The organism is Pseudoalteromonas haloplanktis ATCC 14393 (assembly GCF_000238355.1).
Classification (GTDB): Bacteria; Pseudomonadota; Gammaproteobacteria; order Enterobacterales; family Alteromonadaceae; genus Pseudoalteromonas; species Pseudoalteromonas haloplanktis.
In genome coordinates this window covers 221939-246512 of record NZ_AHCA01000006.1, presented here as the reverse complement: position 1 = coordinate 246512, position 24574 = coordinate 221939, and the positions used below count along the sequence as shown (strand labels likewise).

Below are 24574 nucleotides of genomic sequence, written 5' to 3'. Positions count from 1 at the left end.
ACTTACCCACCCGTGTTCAAGCTTGCCATTTCTTGAGCAATGCCTGACGTTACGGTAATGGTATGTTTACTTTTTGAACCGTACGTTATAGTGCTATTTACTTGCACCATATTGCATGAAATCCCCGCAGTAAAATTAAACTTCCGTGGACACGGTAAATCCAGTGCGCCGCTATTCAAATTACTCATAGTACTGACCGTTTCATCCACTTTGGCTAACGCTATTTCACCATTAGGTATTTGTGCTCGAGTATATAAAAAATGACTTGTACCACCTTTATTAGCTTCAGTGGCAATAATTTGCTGTACATCCCCCATAAGGGCGTTCTCAGCTTCTTCTCGCTCAAATGCAGCATTGGTAATTTTCATATCAACACTACTGCTACTCATCAGTGTCACTGCAATTCCTGTTACAGCAACGACCATGATCAGTGCCACGATAAGTACTACACCCTGTTGTTTTGAGGCTAATTTTAAATGCGCCATAAATTTGCTCCTACATTATTTAAGCGGATCGTGGTGGTAAATAATGCACGACGAAACTTATCGTTAAACTCTAAAACACGCTGGTTTGCATCTTCACCTAGTGTGTAGGTTTGATTTAACTGATTTAGATCAGCATCTTCTTGCAATGCCCGCACTAAAATGAAAACTTGTACGGTTAATATCCCACGACGATTTTCCCAATCTGTTGCTGTCATATTATTAACGCTTCGATAAGTATCCACTCGGCTATCATTATTGGTATCTAAACCAAATAGAAAACGCATGTTTTCAACACCTTCCATAATTGTTTCAGCGATCATCTCACCACTTGGTGCTAGTCGGCGACGCATCAATACCGGAACACTCACGTTTTTCTCATTAAGCTTGTAACTTCTCTTGTCAATATAATAAACATGATGGCGATAACGCCAAACCGTCGCGTTACCATTAATTGAAGCCGCTGCGATTGGTCCTTTGCGAAATTCAGCTTGCTCTTGTTCGGCGATAAAATAGTAATTATCTGTATCGCTATCGGCAGGGTTAATTTGTAAACCTTCTAAAAATTTAACCTGTAAGATATCGGTATCATCTTGTGCATTGGGGATACAATTAAGCTGAGCACCACCTGTGGACTCAATTGCATATATTGAACGAAAGTTACTGTTTGCGTTAAAAACGGGAAAACTGCCATTATTTAAACCTGCAGTACAATCTGGTGCTGGGTTTGGTAATGTATCAGTGTTTTCTTGGGAAAATGAGTCTTCATAAAAAGTGCCCCAAAAACCAACTTGTTCGATATCACGTTGCATAATATTTAACGCCAAACGACCTGTTTCTTGTAGCTCCCCAATCGTCATGGTATCTCTGGTGGTCACTTTCATACTGATGTAAGTAAACATCACGCCACCAAGTACTAAACCACCAATAAATAACGCCACCATCATTTCCACTAAAGTGAAACCTTGCTGCTTCATATTAGCTCCTCAAATAAATATAGCTTTTTAATACCATTACACGGCGAGTGTTACTTGCTTCACCACACGATATTGCTTTTGTATCAGCACTGGCGGTGATCTCCTGACGGCCTTGCCAACTAACCACGACTTGAATATTAAATGCTTTACCATCACCGCCTGCTACAGCCGTATTTTCTATGCAAACCGTTGCATCATCCAAAGCGCCTGTATTTTCGCGGGCCTGAATTGCACGGATCCACTGCTGGCGATCAAGGGCTGCAATTTCTGCAGAACTACACGTGTCGGTATAACAGGTTCGGGACTGCTCAAGTGCTGTATTGCTGGTAAATGTGCCATTGTACTGAGTGATCACTCCCACTCTGTCATTAGCACGCATTCGCTGGATCATATCATTACCCAGTGCTACAGCCGCTGCACGCTGCATAGAGTCAAAACTGGCCTGTTTAGCTTTTGCTTGTAATGCGACCGCACCAAGTAAACCAAAGCTTAAAATCACAAATGCGATTAAAACCTCGACTAAGGTAAAACCCTGTTGCGGTGAATAATTGATGGACTTCATAGCACACCTAATATAAAACTACCTGACTCTAAGCATATGCGAGCAGTGTGTATATACAAGGAACTAAAGGATGAACGGTTATATTTATTGATGAATGGTTCAAACAATACAGATGAATAACTTTAAAGCTGCTCTTTAACTGTTTTATAAGCTCGTCTGCTTACTGGCAATAAACAGCTACAGTCTTTTATAACCACTACGTGGCTGCCATCTTCGGCTCTTTTTAATGCCACTAACCGTGATTGATTGACTAATATTTTACGGTGAATTCGTAATAACTGTGTTGGATAAGCTTGTTCAAGCTGCTTTAAACTCTGATCAATCAGTGCTTCACCGCTTGTGGATATCAAACGCGTGTATTTGTCTTCAGCCATAACATAACAAACATCTTCGAGTGCCACACTGCGTGTAACTCCCCCAAGCTGAAAACTAATAGTGACTGGGCGCTGCTTTTGCACATGAGCACGTGTTAACCGGCCAAGCTGCTCTATGGTTTTAGCCAAGTTTTGCTCTGTAACAGGCTTTAGTAAATAACCCGCAGCACTGAGCTGTAATGCCTCTAGAGCATGTTCTGGATGAGCCGTAACAAATATTATTGCTGGTGGAATTGGCAATTTATTCAATTGTACTGCGACTTCTAGGCCGCTCATTGCAGGCATATCAACATCGAGAAATACAATGTCTGGGGCATATTGTTTTATTTGTTGCAGAGCACTATCGCCATTACTGGCCTGTACTACTTGCTGATAGTCTGGGTAATGAGCCAGTAAACGCTGAAGGCGCGCACGCGCTAACGGTTCGTCATCCACTATAAGTACTTTCATACTGACTCTTTTGTATAATTAGTTGTCAAAGGCAGCACCAACTTAACCCGAAAAATTTCATCGCGGGTTGTCATTGTCAGCTTAGCATGACCTTGATAGTAAAGGTCTAAACGTTGGCGAATATTATCTAGGGCCATACCATTACCAGGGCGTTTTTGCTGCTGCGCTGAGATTGGGTTTTCTACTAGAATAACTAATGAACGTTTACTAACATGCAACTCAACGTAAATCGTCGCGCCAGACAATGACGGCTCGACACCATGACAAACGGCATTCTCTAATAGTGGCTGGAGTGTTAAGCATGGAATGGTTACATCCGGTAACTGCTCTGGTAATTGCCAGCTCACTTGTAAGCGCTCAGCAAAGCGCCATCTTTCAAGCGCAAGGTATTGTTGAGTCAAGGTAATTTCGTCGCTTAGTGCAGTTTCTTTGCCAACCCGCATAGCGGCTTGTGACAAGGCGGCAAGCGCTAAAATTGCTTGCTCAGCAGCTTGCGGATCGCAATGTGTTAGTTCAGCAGCAGTATTAAGGCTGTTATATAAAAAGTGTGGTCGAATACGCGCCTGCAAAGCATCCAACTCAGCACGTGCTAAGGCATTAGTTTGTTGATCTTTCTCAAAATGAATCGTTAAAAACTGGATAAATAATGCGGTGACTAAAAACACAACTAATAAGTTTCTTAAGATAAACTCATAGTTGTTTTGCTGCACAATAAAGTCACTTGCAAACTCAACTAATAAGCCACTAAAAATAGCTGTGGTCATTAATAATGAAAGCATTAACGCACTCATTTGCAGAGCGTGTTTTAAACGCAGCAGGTGTGTTCGCAGTATATAAAGCCAAGTTAGGCTAGATAAAAAGGTTAGGTGTAAAAACAGGCTGATCACCCCAAGGCGGATCCAAATATCATCAGCCGCTGTTGGAGCAAATGCAAGTATGGTTGCAATAACTTGTGCAACGACTAAAGTGGCAAGTACACCACGCTCTTTAAAAAGAGCTGCAAAAAGCAAAGTAGGGGTTTGCACCGACTTGCTCATTGCTCGCTCCTTAAAAAAATCCTGTCTGTACGCTAAGGTTAGCGTAGCTCAACAGGTACGGCAAATACGATGTTTTCTTCTTCGCCAGGGTTTTCAATAACCTGTTTACCACCTAATTCTTTCAGGCGATTAATCACTTGTTGAACGAGCACTTCTGGCGCCGATGCACCCGCAGTAACACCAACAGCTTGGGCGTTAGCAAACCAGTGATCTTCAACATTGCTTGCATCATCAATTAAATAAGCAACAGTGCCCATTTTATCTGCAAGTTCGCGTAAACGATTTGAGTTTGAGCTATTTTTAGCACCAACAACAAGTAGCACATCAACTTTATCTGCTAAATCGCGTACCGCATCTTGCCGATTTTGCGTGGCATAACAAATATCATCTTTACGTGGGCCATCAATTGCTGGAAACTTAGTTCTTAAGCCATCAATAACGTCAGCAGTATCATCAACTGATAGCGTAGTTTGGCTACAATAAAATAAGTTATTAGGATTTTTAACATTTAACTTGGCAACATCCTCAGGGGTTTCGACTAAATAGATACCGCCTTTAGGATTATTATATTGCCCCATAGTCCCTTCCACTTCAGGATGACCATGATGGCCAATTAAAATGCACTCAATGCCTTTACGACTAGCTCGAGTGACTTCCATATGGACTTTAGTTACTAATGGGCAAGTAGCATCAAACACTTTAAGCTCTCGGCGCTTTGCTTCACTGCGCACGGCTTGCGATACACCATGCGCACTAAAGATGACAATGCTATCGTCTGGTACTTGGTCTAGCTCTTCAACGAATACCGCACCACGTCTTTTTAAACCATCCACTACATAACGGTTATGTACCACTTCATGGCGTACATAAATTGGTTTTTCAAAGATATCTAACGCACGCTCAACGATGCTGATCGCACGGTCTACCCCCGCACAAAAACCACGCGGGTTTGCCAATAAAATATCCATTAGCCATTTACCTCTAAAATATCAACTTCAAAGGTTAAGCGCTGACCTGCAAGCGGATGATTAAAGTCAATCGTCACAGACTCACCTTGTACTTCGCGGACAACGCCCGGTAATTCAGTGCCGTCAGGTTGCGTAAATGCAATGATTGAACCAATTGTTGCAGGTGTTTCTGGGCCAAACTTGCTGCGCTCTACATAGTAAATGTTATCTGGATTTGGTTGGCCAAATGCATCTTCTGGCTCAAGCTCAAATGACTTACTATCACCGGGTGCTAAGCCAAATAAACACTTTTCAAAGTTAGCAGTTAAACTGCCATCACCCATAGTTAATTTAGCAGGCTTATTGTGTACTTTGGTAGAGTCAGCTGCTGAGCCATCCGATAACTTAATTGAAAAATGAAAAATAACTTCTGATTTTTCACCGATAACCACTTGGCTCATACTTTTTGCTCCTTTGGGCTTTCGCCTGTAAAGGCATCAAATAATAATAATGCAGCACCAATACAAATAGCACTGTCGGCAATATTGAATGCTGGAAAATGCCAATTGTTATAGTGCACATGTAGAAAATCAATAACATAACCATAGCTAATACGGTCATATAGATTACCAATTGCACCCGCCAGTACCAGTGAGTAAGCGCCACAAAGCACTTTATTCGTTGCCGGTAAACGTTTTAGCCACCAAATCAACAATACGCTGATTGATACTGCAATAATGCTTAAAAACCAGCGCTGCCAACCACCCGCTTCACTTAAAAAGCTAAATGCAGCTCCATAGTTGTGCACGTAAGTAAGATTAAAAAACGGCAAAATATCAATTGAATCACGTAAGTTCATGGTATTTACAACCAGTGTTTTTGTAGCAAAGTCTACTACTAACAGTAATAGACTTAACCATAGCCACACTAAACCACTTTTTTGGGCTAGTTTGCTCACTAAATACTCCTATGCGAACTGACGCGTCTCGCCTTCGCCATCAACGTTACTCACGCAACGACCACAAATCTCTTCATGAGCAGGGTTTGAGCCCACATCATCACAGTAATGCCAACAACGCTCACACTTTTGAGCATCAGTTGCTGATACTGCAATATACAAGCCTTCAATCTCTGTAGATTGGGTGCCCTCTGGCTGTGCATCAACCGCCGTTACAGTCACTTTAGAGGTTAAAAATACAAAACGTAATTCATCGCCCAGAGCGGCTAATTTCGCAGCAAGATCAGCATTAGCATAAAGCGCTACATTGGCTTGCAGTGTTGCACCAATTACATCTTCTTTACGTGCCCCTTCAAGCACGCGATTTACTTCATCACGCACGTTTAGAATAGTTAACCAGTCATCATTACTAAACTGACCTTCGCTTACGGCTTTTAAGCCATCATACCAAACTGATGTGAATACGTACTGATCACGTTCACCCGGTAAGGCCTGCCAAATTTCCTGCGCCGTAAAGCTCATAATTGGCGCCATCCAACGCGTCATCGCCTCAGCAATATGATACAAGGCAGTTTGACAAGAACGACGAGCATGACTGTCACTTTTAGCTGTGTACTGACGGTCTTTAATAACGTCTAAGTAGAATGAGCCCAGCTCACCTGTGCAGAAATTCATTAGCTTTTGCGTTACTTGCAGCATTTGATAGCTTTCATAAGCCGCTAAGATTTCATCTTGCAGTTGCGCTGCTCGTCCTACAATCCAACGATCCAATTCAACCATATCGTCAATAGCGACTTGATCTGTCTTAGGATCAAAACCACTTAGATTAGCTAATAAATAACGACTGGTATTACGAATACGACGGTAGCGATCCGCTGAACGGTTGAAGATTTCATCCGATACAGTCATCTCTGCCGTGTAATCAGTTGACGCAACCCATAAACGTAAGATATCAGCACCGAGTTTGTTCATCACATTTTGCGGTGAAATAACGTTACCTAACGATTTTGACATCTTGCGGCCGTTTTCATCCACAGTGAAACCATGGGTTAACACTTGACGATAAGGCGCATGGCCATTAATTGCCACTGATGTCATCATTGATGACATAAACCAACCACGGTGTTGATCAGACCCTTCAAGGTATAGATCAGCAGGACCAACTAAGTCTTCACGAGCATCAACCACACACGCATGGGTCACCCCCGAATCAAACCATACATCTAAAGTGTCTTGCACTTTCATGTATTGCTGCGCATCAGCTTCACCAAGTAGCGTTGCAGGCTCTAAATCATACCATGCTTGAATACCTGATTTTTCAACCAGTTGAGCTGCTTTTTCAATGAGTTCTTGCGTATTAGGATGTAAAGCACCGGTGTCTTTATCAACGAATAAAGCAATCGGTACACCCCATGTACGTTGGCGTGAGATACACCAATCAGGGCGTCCTTCAACCATGTTGGCAATGCGGCTTTCGCCCCACTCAGGCAACCACTGGGTGTTTTTGATCTCCTTTAATGAGTCTTGACGCAAATTAGCCTGATCCATGCTGACAAACCATTGCGGTGTAGCGCGGAAGATAATTGGCGTTTTATGGCGCCAACAATGTGGGTAACTATGCGTTAGCGCATGATGATGCATAAGCGCATTACGCTCAATAAGCACCTCAACAACACTGGCATTGGCTTTAAATACGTGTTGTCCTGCGAACAATTCTGTATCCGGTAAATACACACCATTTGCGCCAACTGGGTTAGCTACTTCTAAGCCATATTGTAAGCCAGCTACAAAGTCTTCTTGACCATGCCCTGGTGCTGTATGCACGATACCAGTACCTGAGTCTGTCGTAACGTGTTCAGCAACAATCACTGGCACATTGAAGTCATAAAACGGGTGTGCGACTTGTAAATTTTCAAGTGCTGCACCGGTTACATAACCTAATACATGGTAGTGGTTAAAACCATAACGATCCATGGCATCTTTAACCAGCTCTGAACCTAAAATCAAACGCTGCTGTGCACCTTCGTCATCAACTTGTACTAAGGCATACTCTAAATCAGCATGCACAGCCACCGCGCGGTTAGCAGGCAGTGTCCATGGTGTGGTGGTCCAGATCACAGTACTTACGGTGCCAGTACCCTCATGATCCGCTTTTAAATCAAACGCACTAACAACAGCCGCCTGATCAACAAATTCAAAACGTACGTCAATCGCTGGTGACTGTTTATCTTGGTATTCGACTTCTGCTTCAGCTAATGCTGAACCACAATCAGTACACCAATGCACAGGTTTTGCACCTTTGTGCAGATGGCCTTTTTCAATGATGCGACCAAGTACACGAATTGCATTCGCTTCAAAGTCAAAGTTCATGGTTAAGTAAGGCTTATCCCAATCAGCAAATACACCTAAGCGTTTAAAATCAACTTTTTGGCCTTCGACTTGTTTTTTAGCGTAAGCACGACACTTTTCACGAAATTCAGCGGCGGTTACTTTAACACCAGGTTTGCCTACTTTTTTCTCTACCATTAATTCAATTGGTAGACCATGACAATCCCAACCTGGTACATACGGCGCATCAAAATCAGATAAAGTTTTTGATTTAACAATAATATCTTTTAGAATTTTATTTACTGAATGGCCTAAATGGATATCGCCATTTGCATACGGAGGGCCGTCATGCAAAATAAAGGTTTTTTTACCTTTTTTAGCGTTGCGAATTTGACCATATAGATCGTCTTCATACCATGTTTTAAGCATTTTTGGCTCACGTTGTGCCAAATTGCCGCGCATTGGAAATTCTGTTTCCGGTAAATTCAAAGTATGCTTGTAGTCGCTCATTAATCCTAGTTTCCGTATCGGCTACCTAATTTAAACCAAAACACTGTTTAGCGGCAGCAACATCAGTTGCTATTTGTGCCGTCAATTGTGTTAATGTCTCGAATTTTTTCTCATCGCGAAGTTTTTCAATCAACTCCACGTGCATAAACTGTCCGTAAATATCTTGCGCAAAGTCAAATAAATGAACTTCTAATAATGCGCGTGTTCCATTAAATGTGGGTTTGTTGCCAATATTTGCAACCCCATACACTGTTTTATCGTTTAATGTTACTTGTACCGCAAAGACCCCATTTACAGGGCATACCTGACGCTTTAACGCGATATTTGCAGTACGAAAACCCAGTTCTCGGCCACGCTTCCAGCCATGGATCACTCGCCCTGATATTGCATAGTCATGGCCAAGCATTGCTTTGGCTTGCACTAACTGACCGTCAGCGAGTGCTTGGCGGATCAAAGTGCTGCTTACTCTAGCATTTAATTGTCGAAAACTCGCAGTGCTTTTTACATCCATTTGTACCGCTTGGCCCATCTTAGCAAGCAAACTAAAGTCCCCTTGCCGCCTTTTGCCAAAACGAAAATCGTCCCCAACCGTTAATGCTTTAACGCCAAGTTTATTGATCAATATCTCTGTCACAAATTGCTCAGCCTGCATATTGGCAAATTGTTGATTAAAACTAATGCAAATAACACGCTCTACACCTAACTTAGCTAATAAACGTAGCTTGTCACGAAGTCGTGTTAGTCGAGCTGGAGCATTGTCTTTTGCAAAAAACTCTTGCGGTTGCGGCTCAAATAACATTACCGTGCTAGGTAGGTTATATTTTTTAGCGTCATTGAGTAACCCATTCAGTACTTCAGCATGACCTAAATGCACGCCATCAAAATTACCAATGGTCAACACGCAACCATAATGCTGCGTACGTATATTGTGAATACCTCTAATTAACTCCATGCCACCTAATGCCTTAATGAGCGTTATGTACCGAGTAAAATTTCACTTGGGTTACAGAACCACCGATTATACCCAAACCACCTCAAGATGCGAGTTTCAGTTAGTTTTTTTAGTCTGATTGAGCAGTCATTACGTTTTTTATGGTATTTAGTCGTACACCAAGTAAAAATAATGCCAAAAAGTACACTACACCAGCAAGGGCAAGTAATCCCATAAGTAAAACAACTTGCTCACTAAAATGCCATTGCTGCCATAAAAATTGTGTTGCGACATACCAAACAGTAGTGCCCATGAGTAAAGCCGCTGCCACACACTTGCCAGTAAACAGCAAACTAAAACGCGAAAATGTATAGACTTGCTCTTTGTTTAACTGGCGATATAACAAATATGCATTACAACTGGCCGACATTGATGTTGCCAGTGCTAAACCCAAATAACCAATAAAGGGCGCTAACATAATGTTAAACACCATATTGAGTATCAAAGTAATAATACCTATGCGTACTGGTGTTTTAGTGTCTTGGCGTGCATAAAAACCAGGCGCTAATACCTTGATCAGCATAAAACTGACTAACCCCACCGAATATGCCATAACGCCAAAACTGACCGCCTGAACATGGTCAATATCGCCATCTTTGAATGCGCCATGATCAAATAACACCGAGATAATTAACGGGCTTATGATCATTAAGCCGACCATTGCAGGCAACCCTAAAAAGATCACAAAGCGCACCCCCCAGTCTAAAGTGTGCTGAAAATCGCTACTTTTTTTACTGCTGTGTAATTTTGATAATGCCGGCAAAATCACCGTCGCAATGCCAATACCAAATAAACCCAGCGGAAATTCGATTAATCGATCAGAGTAATACAACCAGGCAATTGACCCCGTCATCAGCAATGAGGCAATCATAGTATCAAGCAACAGATTAATTTGACTAATCGACACCCCAAATAATGCGGGCAACATGAGCTTGCGCACTTTTTTAACATTGTCATCTTGCCATGCCCAGCGAGGTTTACTGAGCATTTTTGCACGATACAAAAACGGTAATTGAAACAATAGCTGCACGACACCACCGATAAATACACCGATAGCAAGTGCGTATGCACCCACTGAAAATTTATCATGTAAGAATATGGCACAGGTTATAATCGAAATATTAAGTAAAACGGGCGTGAATGCAGCCACCGCAAAGCGATTATAAACATTCATCACCGCCCCACTGAGCGCCACAAGGCTTACAAAAAATAAATACGGGAACGTTAATTTAAGTAAACTGCTGGCTAACTCAAACTTTTCGCTGTCTGGTCCACCTTGCCACCATTCAATAAACCAACCTGTACCAAACAATGCTGCTATAACGGGCGATGCAATCACCCCAATGAGGGTAACAACCAGTAAGATAGTTCCTAATGTCCCAGCTGCTTGAGCAACAAACAATCTAACTTTATCGTCGCCTTGCTGTTCTTTGATTTCTGACAATACTGGCACAAATGCTTGTGCAAATGCACCTTCAGCAAATAGGCGGCGTAAAAAATTTGGAATTCGATTAGCAAATAAAAAAACATCTGCCGCTGCACTTGCACCGAGTAAATTGGCGACCACAGCATCTCGTACTAACCCTAAAATACGCGATATCATTGTCATACAACTGACAATCATACCAGAACGAAATAATCCTTTAGCCACTTTAAACCTGCTTTAAAACCAATGATAAAGGGGATTATGCCACAGTCTTTTTTATAAATCGCTCTAAAGCACTAGGCTGAACTCACCGCCTTTGTTACAATAGCGTTATTAACTGCTAAAGCGGCAAATTGATGTTCGTTATATAGGAGCAGTTTTTCTTGTTATGTCAATTTTTTATTGACATTCATGATAAAAACAGGCATATTCCACGGCCTTTAAATTAAGCTTATTTTAAGATTGTTAGGAGCAAACCTTGGCTAACATCAAGTCTGCAAAAAAACGCGCTATCACTAGCGAAAAAAACCGTCAGCATAACGCAAGCCGTCGTTCAATGATGCGTACATACTTCAAGAAAGTAGTTGTTGCTATTGAAGCGGGCGACAAGGAAGCTGCACAGCAAGCTTTCGCAGTTGCTACACCTATTTTAGACCGTTATGCAACTAAAGGTCTAATTCACAAAAACAAAGCAGCTCGTCATAAGAGCCGTTTAGCAGCTAAGATTAAAGCGCTATAATTTGTTTTTGCTAGAATATAAAAAACCGGCCTAGGCCGGTTTTTTTATATCTGTTCTATAGCGTACTACACCACTTCTAAATCTGGGTAAAACTTTTTCAACATGGCGGCTATTTTTTTAGGTGTAAATGGCTTAACTACAAACCCTTTAGCACCTTTTTCAATGGCATCTTTAACATTCTCAACAGTTGAGTGAGCCGACACCATCACAACGTTAGTTTCAGGGTTTATTTCATTGATTTGGGCAATAATCTCTTTCCCATCACCATCAGGCAACTCTATATCTAAAAAAATAATATTATAATCGGCCGCCTGACATGCACTAATACATTGTGCAGCTGTTGATGCTTCTTTAACATTTTCAATACCTAAGTGCATGAGTGTTTGATTTAGAAAGCTGCGCACTGTTCCCACATCATCCACTATTAAAATTGAAAGCTGCGTATTCATGGTTGATCCCCGTAGGTTATGAGCTAGGTTTAAGTTATTATACTTATTTAATTATCTCATTATAGAGAGCTCTGCTTAAAAGGCCAGATTTGCTTTATGTCGAACAATATAAAAAAACAATCCTTATTAGGGAAAGCCCCACAACGCAAAAAACCAACTGCATCAAATAACAAGCGCAAAACCTCCGCTCCAACACGCCCTGCAACAGAAGCTTCTGTTAAGTCACCTGAAGCAATTGAAGTCAAAAAAAGTCGTACAGGCCTTATCTGTGCTGCTATTGCTGTCTGCATTATTTTAATCACTCCTAAGCCCCAGCTATTAACCTACGAAAAACTAGGGCTGGTCACACAAAGTGTGTATTGGCCGGGATTATTTGGCCATGGAACGATGTTATTTGATTCACACTTACAGCCAACAGCTGATTTAGCCCGTAATAGCCTTTATTTATGCCAAAATAATAAACAACCTGATACCTGTCAGAAGTATCGAATTATCGAACAAGCAGGCTTTTTTGCAGCATTCAAAAAATTAATTTTGGATTAAAAAAACTAATCTGAAAATATAAAATTACTTGGTTGAAAGGTGCGCAAATTATCACCATAATGGCGCTCCTTTTTTCAACACATGAACAATGATACAACCATGCTAAACGAGCTAGATTGGCTTTTAAATTTTATACTGCTAGCCCTAGGATTAGGGGCGTTTTTTATCAATCAATTAACAATATTACGTGTAGCGGCGATCAGTGCCTGCGTTTTACTGTTTTTATCATTTAGCTTGGATTTAATGTCATCGAGTGTTATTTCAAACATGAGTTTAGTGTTGATCAACACGTTTTATCTGTTCAAAGTGTATACTTTTGGGCAATTGAACGTGACGCAAAATTAATATCTCTCCCAAGATAAATTTATAATACCTCACGAAGTTTGACTTTGTGGGGTATTTTTTTATGCTGAGTTTAAGTGATTTAGCTAATGAACTAAGTTAAAATTTCTAACGTATTAACTCACTTTGAGGTAGCATATGCCTTTATCTGATCTTGATTTATTTTTAACGTCCATGGAAGATGTTGTCCGTTTAGATCACGATACCATCAAACCAACACAGCGCTCTGCTCAGCCTTCTTTAGCCCAACAAGAAAAACGTAAATACGCAGAGTTAGATTTAACTATCGACGACAACTACCTACGCAGTGAATTAGTTGAGTTACTCCCTCCAGACGCACTGTTAAGTTATAAAAATGCAGGAGTACAAGAAGCCGTCTTCAAAAATCTTCGCTTGGCTAAATATCAAGTTGATGCAACCCTTGATTTACATGGCAGAGCTCTCAAAACTGCGCGCCACGCTTTATTTGAGTTTATAAACGATTGCCAGGCACGTAACATCCGTGTGGTATTGATCCGCCATGGTATTGGCTTCAAAAATAAGAAGGCTCCTGGAATATTAAAAAGTTATACCAATAAATGGCTACAGGAGATTGACTGCGTGTTAGCATTTCACAGCGCCCTAAGACACCATGGTGGGAGTGGCGCAACCTATGCGTTAATAAAGAAAAGTGATGAGAAAAAGAATGAAAACCGGGAGCGTCACTGCAAACACTAACCCGGCGTAAATTATAAACGGTGGGTTAAATGGTATTACTCAACTTGTTGCTGCAACGCATGGGCTTGCTCATGCGCGCTGGCTTGATTAAACCACGCAGACACCCCCATTAAAATAATAGAGATCACTATAATACTGAGTTTTACGCCACCCTGCTGCTGTTTCATGGTAAACCTTATCGTTATTTTTATTATTAAGATACGTTCCTAGGTTAACTAAAATAACATATGTTAACAATGTGTAATTAGCAGTTATTTCCCCAATATTAATAACCTTTTGTTCTATCGACCTTATTATTTAGTTTATCGCCCGCTTGTAGACGTTGTACATTATCAGCAATTTGCCCGGTGACACTATTAACATCAGATAAAGCAGCACAATGAGGAGTTACTGTAATGGCCGGGTGTGACCAAAGTGGGTGTTCAACAGCTAAAGGCTCATGCTCGAATACATCTAAGGTTGCAGCACGAATAACCTGATTATCTAATGCCCAAAGTAAATCTTCTGCAACCACATGTTGTCCACGCGCAACATTAATAAGTACCGCATGAGGCGGTAATTGTGCTAATAAATCACGATTAATAAAGCCTTTCGTTTGTGCTGTAAGCGGTAACAAACACACCAAATAATCAGCTTGTGGCAACACATTCGTCAAATCATTACGATGATGAATACAATTTACAAGAGGAAAATTTTTAGGGCTTTGAGAAAATGCACTAACGCTAAAGTCATTAGCCAGTAAACGCTTTGCACAGCTTTTCCCCAGTTCACCAAAACCAAGAATAACCACATGCCGATGGTTAAAAGCACGCTTTGGCTGCCACAACATATTTTGCTGTTTAATAGAGTATTCTTTCAGCCTGAGTTTATGCGCTAAAATATGGGTAAGCACATATTCAGCCATATCTTGGGCTAAGTTTTCATCCACAATGCGTGTTACAACAACATTATCTGGGATTAAACTCATATCGATACTGTCAACGCCTGCGCCAAAAGAAGAGACGACTTTTAAGTTTGGTAGCTGCGACCACATTTGTGCTGGTGCAAGCCAAGCTATAACAAACTCAACCTCAGTTAAATTTTCACAATTAGGCCATTGTGAAATGGTTATATCTGGTAACCTAGCTGCAAGAGCTGCAATAATTTTACTGCAATCTCGCCCAGTTATTGCCACAAGAACATGCATATAGATACTTCAATAGTGATTACTTTTCCCTAGTATAACCTTAACTAAGGTTGTTTATCTAAGGACTCTTTAAACAGTCACACAACTGCAACAGAACTGTCATAGCAAACTTCTATGCTGAACACAGATTGATCGCAAGATGACGATGAGGTAATTATGATCAGTGTTGATAAAGTAATCGCAGCAAACCTGCCACAGTTAGAAAACTCACCTAAAGTAAAAGGGTTAGTAAAAAAAGGCCTAGGTTATTTACTTCATGAGCAAGAGTTTGTTGCCTTTGGTGATGCTTATCCACATCTGCAAGGAATTGAGTTTGTTGAACAAGTACTTGATGAACTCGATTTTGACACGCGTTATAAACCAAAACAAATCGAGCATATTCCCAGTGAAGGTAAACTTGTCATTGTTGCAAACCACCCTATTGGTTCATTAGATGCGTTAGCGCTAATAAAAGTATTATCGGGTGTGCGAAAAGATTTAAAAGTGGTTGCAAATCGTATGTTAATGTCCGTCACCCCCATGCATTCGTTACTTTTACCAGTGGATAATTTATCTGGTACAAGTAAAAAGCAAGAATTAAGCAATATTCATCAACACCTCAGAGAAGAAGGAGCAATCCTAATTTTCCCTGCGGGGGAAGTATCACGGTTAAGTCCCACTGGTATTAAAGATTGTAAATGGAACAGCGGCTTTCTACGGATCGCAAAAAAGGCCAACTGTGCTATTTTGCCTATTTTTATTAAAGCCAAAAATAGCCCATTATTTTATGGTACATCGATGATCTACAAACCTTTAGCGAGTTTATTACTGGTTAAAGAAATGTTTAAACAGCGACAAAAATCATTAGAGTTTGAAATTGGCGCATCTATTCCGCCAGAGTCTTATTTAATTGAAAACCTGAAAGACAAAGAGATAGTAAACCTCATTCGTAAACAACTTTATTTACTTACTTCAAAAAAGACTCTACCACTGAAAACTCAAACCCCTATCGCTACCCCTGAGTGTCGCAAAGAGCTTAAAAAAGCCATTGAGCAATGCAAACAATTAGGCACTACACACGACGGAATGCAAATTTACCTTTACCAATATCAAGGGAGCTCCCCGATTTTTAGAGAGTTAGGCCGCTTGCGAGAGATCTCTTTTCGTACCGTTGGAGAGGGCAGTGGCAAACGCCGCGATATCGACAAATACGATATGGATTATCAACACTTAGTATTATGGGACAGTAGTCAACTGGAACTGGTGGGCGCTTATCGATTAGCCTGTGCGCAAGAAATTATCAACAAACATGGCCGTAAAGGTTTATACACTGACAGTTTATTTTCATACAGTGATGAAATGACCCCCTATTTCGAAGCGGGTATTGAGCTTGGCCGCAGCTTTGTGCAACCCAAATATTGGGGCCGTAAAAGCCTTGATTATTTATGGTATGGCATCGGTGCATTTGTGAAAAACTACCCACAATATCGCTATTTGTACGGTGCAGTGAGTGTATCAAACGCCCTACCGGAACAAGCCAAAGCACTGCTAGTACACTATTATCAACATTATTATGGCGCTAAACAACAGATTGCAACGCCTAACAATGAGTTCAAGCTTACTGAGCAACAGTTAAAACAATGCCAAACTCTATTTAGCGGGGATGATGTGAAAGAAGACTTTGTCGAACTTAAACATATTCTTGCCAATATAGGTGCGCAAGTACCTACTTTATTTAAACAATATACAGAGCTGTGTGAGCCTGGGGGCGTACAATTTTTAAGTTTTAGTGTCGATCCTGAGTTTAATAATTGTATTGATGGCTTAGTACTGGTTGATCTAGAAAAAGTAAAAGAAGGTAAAGCTAAGAGATATTTAGGAAAAGAGTCAAATTAAAGCTATTAAAACACATTTGTTATTTGTGCACTTTTACAATGCTTATAGCTACGAAAAAGCTTATTAAGCTTACAAGCAGCACAGCATTTTTTGCATTAAAAATGCCTCTTTTCCATAGCTATTACTAATCTTCTGATCAACAATTACAAACCCTAGCCGCCGCCAAAACCCCGCTGAATTTTGTAAAGCCACTAGCCTGATCTGCTGATATGCAGACAATAACGCATGCTGCTGTAAATGTTGATACATAGCAGTAGCAACACCTTTACCTAAAGCACTCTCAGCGACAGCTATGTCATGAAGGAACAAGATACTCCCCGGTATTTCATTTGGTAATGGCTGGAATAATTTTGGCGGTGCTTCACTATGCCAAGCATGTGCTAATAAATAACCAAGTATGTTTTCACCTTGCTGGTAGACAAAGCAACTTTCTGGCGATCTAGTCCACTTACTTTTCAGTACAGTTAAACTTTCGGGTTCAACACTTAAATATGCCTGCGCTTGAATTTTTAATACTGCAGGCCAAGAGTCATTATCAATTAATTTTATTGCCATCTTAATCGACCTTTACAACTATACAGATGGTTTGATTACAAAGCCTTTCTCAATACCTGCTTGCAACCCAACAGACTCGTATAAAGCATGCGCAGCAGTAAGTTTTTCACCTGATAACAACATTACCTTACAGCAATTATGTTCCCACGCTGTATTTATTGCGTATTCTAATACTTGACGACTTAATCCTTGTCTACGAAACTGGGCCGTGGTGATAACATGTTCTATCATTGCAAAGGCCCTTGCGCCATTTGCGATGCTTTTATTAATAGTTAGGGCACATGTTGAAACAAGCTCACCAGCGATATCTGCAACTATCAAAAAAGTTTGTGGATCGTCGAGCATTGAAGCCCATATTTGATGAGCTAAGTTGCCTTCTAATTCAGGATCTGATGGACGTAGCTCTTTATATAACTTTAATACTGCCGTTAAATCATCTTTTTTAGCCTCTCTTATCATTAATTTAGTATTCCTTAAATTAGGTTAGGCGTTTACATTAAAAGCCACTGCAAAAAGTAGTACCTAAAATATACTTTAATGTGTAATAACACCACTGATAAGATACTTTACTGAACAAATAATTATACATAGCATGCATGAGATAAATTCTTTTCGACTATTCGATCTCTCTTAAATTAACAATAAATAGTTGCTCAAGTAAACGCGTATAGATCTGCTCAATTTTCAGCAAATCATCTATTGGAAGATGTTCGTTGACCTGATGAATGGTGTTATTTCTCACACCGCATTCAATCACTTGGGTGTAATCATTAGCAAAAAATCGACCATCAGATGTACCGCCACTGGTACTTAATACAGGGTAACTTCCCGTTACAGCAAAAACCGCCTGCTCTACTTTTGCTAATAAGCAATGATTGGTTTGATGACTGGTATAAAATGGTTCACAGGGGCGCTGCCATTCAATAGCTACACAGTGTTGTAAATCAGCTAACACTAATTGAATTTCATTTTTAATGTCTGCACTTTTGTAGCCATGACTATAACGAATATTAAATGTCATTTCACACAATGCCGGCACCATATTATCGACTACGTTGGCAATATTAATTCCGGTGATTTGCAAACTCGTATGTGAACTTGGCTCGTCACGCTGCCAAGTTATGCTAGTTAAGCGTTTGACTATTTCTGCACTGAGGTGCGCAGCATTTAGGGTATTTTCTGGATAAGCAACATGCCCTGCTTTGCCGTTGATAATTAACCGTGCCGAAAGTGCCCCTCTGCGGCCATTTTTAATGGTATCACCCACCTGTAAATGACTGGTTGGTTCACCGATGATACATCCATCTAATTGCACTCTTTGTTGCGCTAAGCGCTGTGCGATTAACAGTGAGCCATATTCAGCTTCACCTTCTTCATCTGAGGTGATCAGCCAATAAAAAGTACCGTGTTTATTTGCAACATGGCTGATCAAAGAGCGACTAGCTGATAGCATTGCAGCAACGCCCCCTTTCATATCGGCAGCACCACGGCCATAGATGGCATCATCAATAATCGCCCCGGAAAAGGGCTCTGCACGCCACTTTCCATGCGTAGCTGGCACAACATCAATATGCCCTGAAAAAGCGTAGCTAGGTCCATCGCCAAAGCTAACTTTAGCTATCAAGTTAGTTACATTATTAAAGGTAAATTGCTCACAGTTAAAACCAAGTGAACTTAACTGCGTACTTAGCCAATCTATAGCGCCAGCTTGTAAAGGTGTGACTGACTTAAATTTGATCAGCGTTTGCAAGTCTTCAACCACGGTATTACTTTGGGTTGCTTGAGAACAGATGCGGGCATGGGCTGCGAAGGTCATAATAAATACCCCTAATTAATATAGAATATATTCATTACAACCTGCGATTATGACCGCTTAATGACTACCTTCTTCAATAAAGGCTTCTTGGCTAACTTTAGCTATGTCTTTGTCGTCCTTGGTGAGTTTTGTTTGTTGCCAACGACCACGAACAAACCACAAATATGAGACGACCGCTACCAGTACATTGGTTATAGCAAACGAGTACCAAATTCCTTGATCGCCAAGTGGCGTGTGTTTTGACAAAATATAGGCTGCAGGAAATTGCACCACACATTGAGAAAACAGCGCTAATAACATCGCATTGAGCATATTGCCCGATGCACGAAATGCAGCCACCACACATAGCTGCACACCAATACCGCCCCACGTTAAGCACATTATACGAATAAATTGCGCCCCCTTATTGATCACAGCTTGATCATCAGGGATAAAAAATGCCACTAAGTAAGGTGCAAATAGATAGGCTAGTACTCCAATCAAAGAGAGCCCACATAACCCCCAGAGCACCGCCAACTTGGTAATTTGCTCTGCCCGTTGTGGATTACCAGCGCCCATGTTTTGCCCAACGAGTGTAGATACGGCCATAGAAAGCCCCATTGCAGGGATCATTACCATTTGTAATATATTGGAGCCAACGCCATAAGAGGCAATGGTTTGAGTACCAAAACTAGCGACCAAGAAAGACATAATTATAAGACCAAACGCCCGCGCAGAAAGCTCAACAGAGCCCGGAGCACCTAAAAAAAACGCTTGTTTTATATAGCTATAATCTGGTGCGAAACTTGATAACTTAAGCTTAATTCCGTGACGGCCACGTAAAAAGATTACAATCCCTGCAATTGCAGCTAAACTTTGCGTCACTAAGGTTGCCAGTGCAGCCCCCATCACCCCTAAGCCTTCAAAACTGCCATAGCCGAAGATGAATAACGGATCGAGTAAAAAATTCAACAACACAGTTACTGTAACAATGATCAAAGGAACTTTAGTTTGCCCAATACCACGCATTAAGGCCTGAAACATGGCATAAATAAATACAAACACCACGCCTACAAACGACACATGCATAAATTTTAAAGCATCATTATAAACCGCATCTTCAACACCTAATAAATGTAAAAAGTAAGGTGATAATAAGTAACCTAGTATGCCTAATACTATCGCTGTTACCGTGACCATTAACACCGTTTGCGCGGCGACATGGTTCACCTTATCTTGTTGGCCGGCTCCCATATATTGCGCAGATAAAATAGCCCCAGCCATCGCAAGTCCGGAGCCAATAGCAATAACTAAAAATGTTACGGGCATACTAACCGACACAGCTGCAACTTGTGCAGCACCTAAGCGGCCGACCCAAAATGCATCCGTTAGTTGATAAGCTGATTGCAATATATTAATAAGAATAATAGGAATAGCAAGTTTTAACAGCGCTTTACTAATAGAGCCATTAAGAAAAAGTGCGTTAGTTTGATTCATAGTACCCCTTTGTCTATGGCTGCCTATTATAGCTTAAAATCATGAGTTATTGATGAACAAATACGCGTCAATACTTTTTAAGTACAACCGAGTAAAACTTTAATCTAAATCAAACTATTAAATAACACTGTTTTACAGCTTTATAAAGCTTGATCTAGAACATCTTTTTGTTTTGAGATTCATTGATAATAGCGTCAATTCAAAAAATAGAGTTCCCGGAGAACAGCATGAAAAAACAACTTAGCGCAGCGTTATTTACTTCACTTTTAATCGCTTCTCCTTTTGCCAGTGCAAACTTTAGCGTAAATGTAGGTGCTATAAGTGTTGACCCTGACAACAGTAGTTCAGCAATAAATGAAGCACCTACGCTTGGCTTAAAAGGCGGTGCTGATACACAGCTTGGTATAACCATTGATTATGCTTTTGATGACAACTGGGTGCTTGAACTGGTTGCAGCAACACCATTTGACCATAATGTTAATGGTACCGGTGGTTTAGCAGGTAACAAGATAGCAGATATCAAACAGTTACCCCCTACACTATTTGCCCAATATCACTTTTTCGATAGCAGCGATGCATTTCGTCCATTTGTTGGTGTAGGTATAAACTATACTGTATTTTTTGATGAGCAACCAACAGATGCACTCAAAGCAACATTAGGCACTAATGACGTAGAAGTTAAATTGGATGATTCATTCGGTTTTGCAGCGCAGGCTGGCTTTAACTATATGATGAATGAAAACTGGGGAGTCCATGCAATGGTTTCAGTGATCGATATTGAAAGCGATGCTGCGGTATACGCTGATGGAGTAAAAGCATTAACATCAACCGTGAAAATTGACCCCGTGGTTGCCATGTTAGGGATAAAATACGCTTTTTAAGTCGTTAACATAAAAGGCTCAGAGGCCTTTTATGTCAAACCCACCTTAGCTGGGAAGATTTGTTATTTTTTTCTGCTCTAACATTTCTTTCCAGTGCATTACCTCTGGTGGCAAAATTGGCGCAACGCCATCAAAGTTAGCGGCCTCTAACATTTCTTCTATGCTCACCACACCACGCTTACGTTTAAATACCCCTCTCACATACGCAATCGCATGTAGGCCGCGCGCTGAGTGAAATTTTTGCTCGATATAAAAGTATTTATGGTCCCAGCCAACCAAACGAGTACTAATCGTGTAACGCTGCATGGGCTTAATATCGCGAATATAGGTAATCGCCGTGGCGTTCACAATAGGAAACCAGCGCTTTTTCATAATTGTGCTGAGTAAACCAACACGCTCAGTCATCCAAGTGCGCGCTAAATCCATCATCGCCAAGTAACGGGAATTGGTCAGGTGCAAATTAATATCACAATCACTCGGTAGCGCTTTATATTCAATATCAACTGTGTCTAACAGTGATTGATAATCACGGTTGCGTTTGATTTTAAAAAACAATAGTAAAAGGCGAAAATATAAGTTCACAATAAAGGTCTTACCAGTTAACAATAAACTGAGTGTAGCATAGCGTATTGCATTGGAGAATATTCTGCTCTAATCTCACAGTTCATAATCATAAAAAAAGTAGCAATAATAATGAACAAAGTTATTTTCTCTTTTGGTTTTTTGCTAATACTGTGCTGCAAAAGCGCGTGGGCTGACTTTAACTACCCCGGCACAGGCACAATCAGTTACCCAACGGGGGCTGAAAAACCATTTGAATTTGGTTTTAATTGGCAACAAGCTGACGAACAATTTACCATCGGCAGCAAAACCTATGCAATGGCATTACCGGAATCTTATTCTATTGCAATAACCCTCGCTAAAGATGATCAACAAGTCTGGGTGCAAGAGTTTAATAATGGTTTTTTTGAAGGTTTTACTTGGCACATTGGTGAGCACACTATCAAGTTAGAAAAACGCCAGTTCAAAGAACCTGTAAAAGGAGATTATGTGATTAGCCTAGATAATAAAGACTACTTTTTCGCCCGCAATAACATCAGTATCGTTATTAAATTTAATCCTGAAGGTGACGGTATTGATAATATTGCCATTGATGGTGTTACCAAAGACATGGGCACCAAGCAGTAACCCATGTCTTAAATTTAACCGCGCAGTTAAACTTTTACCGTTTTGCGATTAATGCCATAGTCGCGAAGCTTATTCGCCACGGCAGTATGGCTTAAGCCTAACCGTTTAGCTAACTGCCGAGAACTTGGATAGGCAGGGTAAAGCTTACGTAATAATGTTGCCTCAAAGCGCTTTACGGCTTGATCTAACGACCCTTCAAAATCCGATTCCAAATAGCCTAAGTCATGAGTGAATGTAGGTAATTGTAAATGTTCAACCCGCAGCTCATTATCATCTAATAAAGAAACTGCCCGATAAATCGCATTCTCTAACTGGCGCACATTACCAGGCCACGGATACTCTTGCAGAAAAGACAAACACTCTGCTGATAGCTCAGGAATGGCATGACCATTTTGCTGAGCATATTTTTGAATGAAATGTTCAGCTAATGGGCCAACATCAGCTTTTCTATCTCGTAAAGGAGCGATCTCTAGAGTGAGTACATTGATACGATAATATAGATCTTCTCTAAATACGCCTTCTTGTACCATTGCTGGCAAATCCTTTTGTGTAGCAGCAATAATTCGCACATTTACTTTTACTTCGTTTTCATCGCCCACTTTACGAAAGGTACCGTCTTGTAAAAAGCGCAGTAACTTCGTTTGCAGTTGAGTAGACATTTCACCTACTTCGTCTAAAAATACGGTGCCGCCATCGGCTTGTTCAAGTACACCGCGTTTTGGGGCAGCATTTTCTTCATAACCTGCGTAACCAAACAACTCAGACTCAGCTACATCATCAGGCAAAGAGGCACACGATAAGGCAATAAAAGGCTTTACTGAACGGTTAGATGCATAATGGCAAGCACGTGCCAATAACTCTTTACCTGTACCTGTTTCACCAGTGATAAGAATAGGCGCTTCAAGCTGTGCCATTTTTCTCGCTTCACGCACGACTCGGCGCATTGCAGTACTAAAGTTATGGATTGTCGCAAAGCTTTCTTGTCCGTAGCGGCGAAACGCACTCACTTGCTGACCTAAACGACTTTGCGATTTGATATTGATCACCGCTCCGGCTAATACATCTCCGTCGTTTCCTTGAGGCACTGCGATCGGTAAAATATCAGCTATAAAGTCTTCCCCTGCCACTTCAACGCGGGTTGTTTGCCCTAATACTTCTTTACTCTCTAACCAACGCGTAAAGTTAAAACCTTTGAGCAAGTTATTAATATTTGAGCCAATAACTTCTTTCTCACTCAACTGTAAGTCTTTACACGCCGCATCATTGCAAAGTCTCACCCACCCTTTGGCGTCAATTGAAATAACCCCGTCAGGTAATGCCCGCAATAACGTATTAAGCTCATTATGCTCGCGCTCAGAAGGTAAAAATGCTGTGGTACGTACATCATGCACGCCATCAATTAACCGAATCGAAGGCATGATTTTTTGAAATTGCTCAAATTCTATTGGCGGAAAACTCACATACATACGACAGTTTACAGAATCGACTTCAATACCTTTAAGATCGACTTGATAGTTCACTAAAATATTGAGTATTTCTTGTGCAATACCAATACGATCTGCACAATGGATATCTAAACGCATTACACCCTCAAAAGAGAAAACCTATATGTCGCGAATAATACGCGAACTCCACTACTGAGGATAGTCTATTGTAAAGATTTTTGGACAAATGAAAAAACTATGCAATAAAAGCCTCAAATTGCTGCAAAGTAGCTATAGTTTAGTATGAATTATAAAAGAAATACTCAGATACTTGGCTAATA

27 protein-coding genes are annotated in these 24574 nt (G+C 40.8%); 7 read left to right on the top strand and 20 right to left on the bottom strand.

Features of this window, described 5'->3' with window-relative positions; genetic code table 11:
• Positions 1–2 precede the first annotated feature (2 nt).
• The 11 genes from PHAL_RS0113275 to murJ all read right to left on the bottom strand — a co-directional run bounded on the left by PHAL_RS0113275 (position 3) and on the right by murJ (position 11225).
• Entirely contained in the window at positions 3–485 is a 483-nt protein-coding gene (locus PHAL_RS0113275) for a pilus assembly PilX family protein (RefSeq protein WP_016708908.1), read from the bottom strand.
• Entirely contained in the window at positions 473–1459 is a 987-nt protein-coding gene (locus tag PHAL_RS0113270; RefSeq protein WP_016708907.1) for a PilW family protein, read from the bottom strand. The genes PHAL_RS0113275 and PHAL_RS0113270 overlap by 13 nt, the downstream gene beginning before the upstream one ends.
• A 1-nt stretch (position 1460) precedes the next feature.
• Positions 1461–2021 (bottom strand): type IV pilus modification protein PilV, encoded by a 561-nt coding sequence (pilV, locus tag PHAL_RS0113265; RefSeq protein ID WP_016708906.1) that lies wholly within the window; start codon positions 2019–2021, stop codon positions 1461–1463.
• Positions 2022–2143: 122 nt separating this feature from the next.
• The gene (locus PHAL_RS0113260; RefSeq protein WP_016708905.1) at positions 2144–2845 is read right to left on the bottom strand and encodes a LytR/AlgR family response regulator transcription factor; all 702 of its coding nucleotides are present in this window, start codon (positions 2843–2845) and stop codon (positions 2144–2146) included.
• Positions 2842–3882, bottom strand: a complete 1041-nt coding sequence (locus PHAL_RS0113255) for a sensor histidine kinase (protein ID WP_016708904.1) — start codon at positions 3880–3882, stop codon at positions 2842–2844. Before PHAL_RS0113255 ends, PHAL_RS0113260 begins: the two co-directional genes overlap by 4 nt.
• A 38-nt stretch (positions 3883–3920) precedes the next feature.
• Positions 3921–4850, bottom strand: coding sequence for a 4-hydroxy-3-methylbut-2-enyl diphosphate reductase (gene ispH / locus PHAL_RS0113250; protein WP_016708903.1), 930 nt, complete (start codon positions 4848–4850; stop codon positions 3921–3923).
• A complete protein-coding gene (fkpB, locus tag PHAL_RS0113245; protein WP_016708902.1) occupies positions 4850–5290 on the bottom strand; it encodes an FKBP-type peptidyl-prolyl cis-trans isomerase in 441 nt (146 codons plus the stop codon). The genes ispH and fkpB overlap by 1 nt, the downstream gene beginning before the upstream one ends.
• The gene (lspA, locus tag PHAL_RS0113240; RefSeq protein ID WP_016708901.1) at positions 5287–5787 is read right to left on the bottom strand and encodes a signal peptidase II; all 501 of its coding nucleotides are present in this window, start codon (positions 5785–5787) and stop codon (positions 5287–5289) included. The genes fkpB and lspA overlap by 4 nt, the downstream gene beginning before the upstream one ends.
• Positions 5788–5796: 9 nt before the next feature.
• Positions 5797–8625 carry an isoleucine--tRNA ligase gene (gene ileS / locus PHAL_RS0113235; RefSeq protein ID WP_016708900.1) on the bottom strand — a complete coding sequence of 943 codons (2829 nt, stop codon included), beginning with the start codon at positions 8623–8625 and terminating at the stop codon, positions 5797–5799.
• Positions 8626–8650: 25 nt separating this feature from the next.
• Positions 8651–9577 (bottom strand): bifunctional riboflavin kinase/FAD synthetase, encoded by a 927-nt coding sequence (gene ribF / locus PHAL_RS0113230; protein ID WP_016708899.1) that lies wholly within the window; start codon positions 9575–9577, stop codon positions 8651–8653.
• A 109-nt stretch (positions 9578–9686) separates the two neighbouring features.
• Positions 9687–11225 (bottom strand): murein biosynthesis integral membrane protein MurJ, encoded by a 1539-nt coding sequence (gene murJ / locus PHAL_RS0113225; protein ID WP_036981033.1) that lies wholly within the window; start codon positions 11223–11225, stop codon positions 9687–9689.
• 295 nt (positions 11226–11520) lie between these two features.
• Between murJ and rpsT the strand changes: the two genes are divergently transcribed.
• Positions 11521–11781, top strand: a complete 261-nt coding sequence (gene rpsT, locus PHAL_RS0113220; protein WP_016708897.1) for a 30S ribosomal protein S20 — start codon at positions 11521–11523, stop codon at positions 11779–11781.
• A 65-nt stretch (positions 11782–11846) separates the two neighbouring features.
• Here the strand turns inward: rpsT and PHAL_RS0113215 are convergent, their stop codons facing one another.
• Entirely contained in the window at positions 11847–12230 is a 384-nt protein-coding gene (locus tag PHAL_RS0113215; RefSeq protein WP_016708896.1) for a response regulator, read from the bottom strand.
• A 96-nt stretch (positions 12231–12326) separates the two neighbouring features.
• Here PHAL_RS0113215 and PHAL_RS0113210 point away from each other — a divergent pair, with 96 nt between their 5' ends.
• The 3 genes from PHAL_RS0113210 to smrA all read left to right on the top strand — a co-directional run bounded on the left by PHAL_RS0113210 (position 12327) and on the right by smrA (position 13832).
• A complete protein-coding gene (locus PHAL_RS0113210) occupies positions 12327–12773 on the top strand; it encodes a hypothetical protein (protein ID WP_016708895.1) in 447 nt (148 codons plus the stop codon).
• Between the two features lie 99 nt (positions 12774–12872).
• Positions 12873–13118, top strand: coding sequence for a hypothetical protein (locus PHAL_RS24590; protein ID WP_029216148.1), 246 nt, complete (start codon positions 12873–12875; stop codon positions 13116–13118).
• 135 nt (positions 13119–13253) lie between these two features.
• Positions 13254–13832: a DNA endonuclease SmrA gene (gene smrA / locus PHAL_RS0113200; RefSeq protein ID WP_016708893.1), complete on the top strand. Its 579-nt coding sequence runs from the start codon at positions 13254–13256 to the stop codon at positions 13830–13832.
• 35 nt (positions 13833–13867) lie between these two features.
• Here the strand turns inward: smrA and PHAL_RS24660 are convergent, their stop codons facing one another.
• Positions 13868–13999, bottom strand: a complete 132-nt coding sequence (locus tag PHAL_RS24660; RefSeq protein WP_016708892.1) for a hypothetical protein — start codon at positions 13997–13999, stop codon at positions 13868–13870.
• A gap of 98 nt (positions 14000–14097) precedes the next feature.
• Complete coding sequence (locus PHAL_RS0113190) at positions 14098–15018, bottom strand: 2-hydroxyacid dehydrogenase (protein ID WP_016708891.1); 921 nt, start codon at positions 15016–15018, stop codon at positions 14098–14100.
• Between the two features lie 156 nt (positions 15019–15174).
• On the opposite strand from PHAL_RS0113190, the gene PHAL_RS0113185 reads away from it, so the two are divergent.
• Entirely contained in the window at positions 15175–16893 is a 1719-nt protein-coding gene (locus tag PHAL_RS0113185; protein WP_016708890.1) for a GNAT family N-acyltransferase, read from the top strand.
• Between the two features lie 69 nt (positions 16894–16962).
• Here PHAL_RS0113185 and PHAL_RS0113180 read toward each other — a convergent pair whose 3' ends face one another.
• The 4 genes from PHAL_RS0113180 to PHAL_RS0113165 form a co-directional block, all read right to left on the bottom strand.
• The gene (locus PHAL_RS0113180) at positions 16963–17448 is read right to left on the bottom strand and encodes a GNAT family N-acetyltransferase (protein WP_016708889.1); all 486 of its coding nucleotides are present in this window, start codon (positions 17446–17448) and stop codon (positions 16963–16965) included.
• Between the two features lie 18 nt (positions 17449–17466).
• Positions 17467–17907 carry a GNAT family N-acetyltransferase gene (locus PHAL_RS0113175; RefSeq protein ID WP_016708888.1) on the bottom strand — a complete coding sequence of 147 codons (441 nt, stop codon included), beginning with the start codon at positions 17905–17907 and terminating at the stop codon, positions 17467–17469.
• 157 nt (positions 17908–18064) lie between these two features.
• Positions 18065–19264: a succinyl-diaminopimelate desuccinylase gene (gene dapE / locus PHAL_RS0113170; protein WP_016708887.1), complete on the bottom strand. Its 1200-nt coding sequence runs from the start codon at positions 19262–19264 to the stop codon at positions 18065–18067.
• A gap of 57 nt (positions 19265–19321) precedes the next feature.
• A complete protein-coding gene (locus tag PHAL_RS0113165) occupies positions 19322–20740 on the bottom strand; it encodes an MATE family efflux transporter (protein ID WP_016708886.1) in 1419 nt (472 codons plus the stop codon).
• Between the two features lie 227 nt (positions 20741–20967).
• On the opposite strand from PHAL_RS0113165, the gene PHAL_RS0113160 reads away from it, so the two are divergent.
• Entirely contained in the window at positions 20968–21621 is a 654-nt protein-coding gene (locus PHAL_RS0113160; protein ID WP_016708885.1) for an OmpW/AlkL family protein, read from the top strand.
• 45 nt (positions 21622–21666) lie between these two features.
• On the opposite strand, the gene PHAL_RS0113155 is transcribed toward PHAL_RS0113160, so the two are convergent.
• Complete coding sequence (locus PHAL_RS0113155; RefSeq protein ID WP_016708884.1) at positions 21667–22203, bottom strand: thioesterase family protein; 537 nt, start codon at positions 22201–22203, stop codon at positions 21667–21669.
• Positions 22204–22314: 111 nt separating this feature from the next.
• Between PHAL_RS0113155 and PHAL_RS0113150 the strand changes: the two genes are divergently transcribed.
• On the top strand, positions 22315–22809 hold the full coding sequence (locus PHAL_RS0113150; RefSeq protein WP_016708883.1) for a hypothetical protein: 495 nt from the start codon (positions 22315–22317) through the stop codon (positions 22807–22809).
• Positions 22810–22835: 26 nt separating this feature from the next.
• On the opposite strand, the gene tyrR is transcribed toward PHAL_RS0113150, so the two are convergent.
• Positions 22836–24392 (bottom strand): transcriptional regulator TyrR, encoded by a 1557-nt coding sequence (gene tyrR / locus PHAL_RS0113145; RefSeq protein ID WP_016708882.1) that lies wholly within the window; start codon positions 24390–24392, stop codon positions 22836–22838.
• Between the last annotated feature and the right edge of the window lie 182 nt (positions 24393–24574).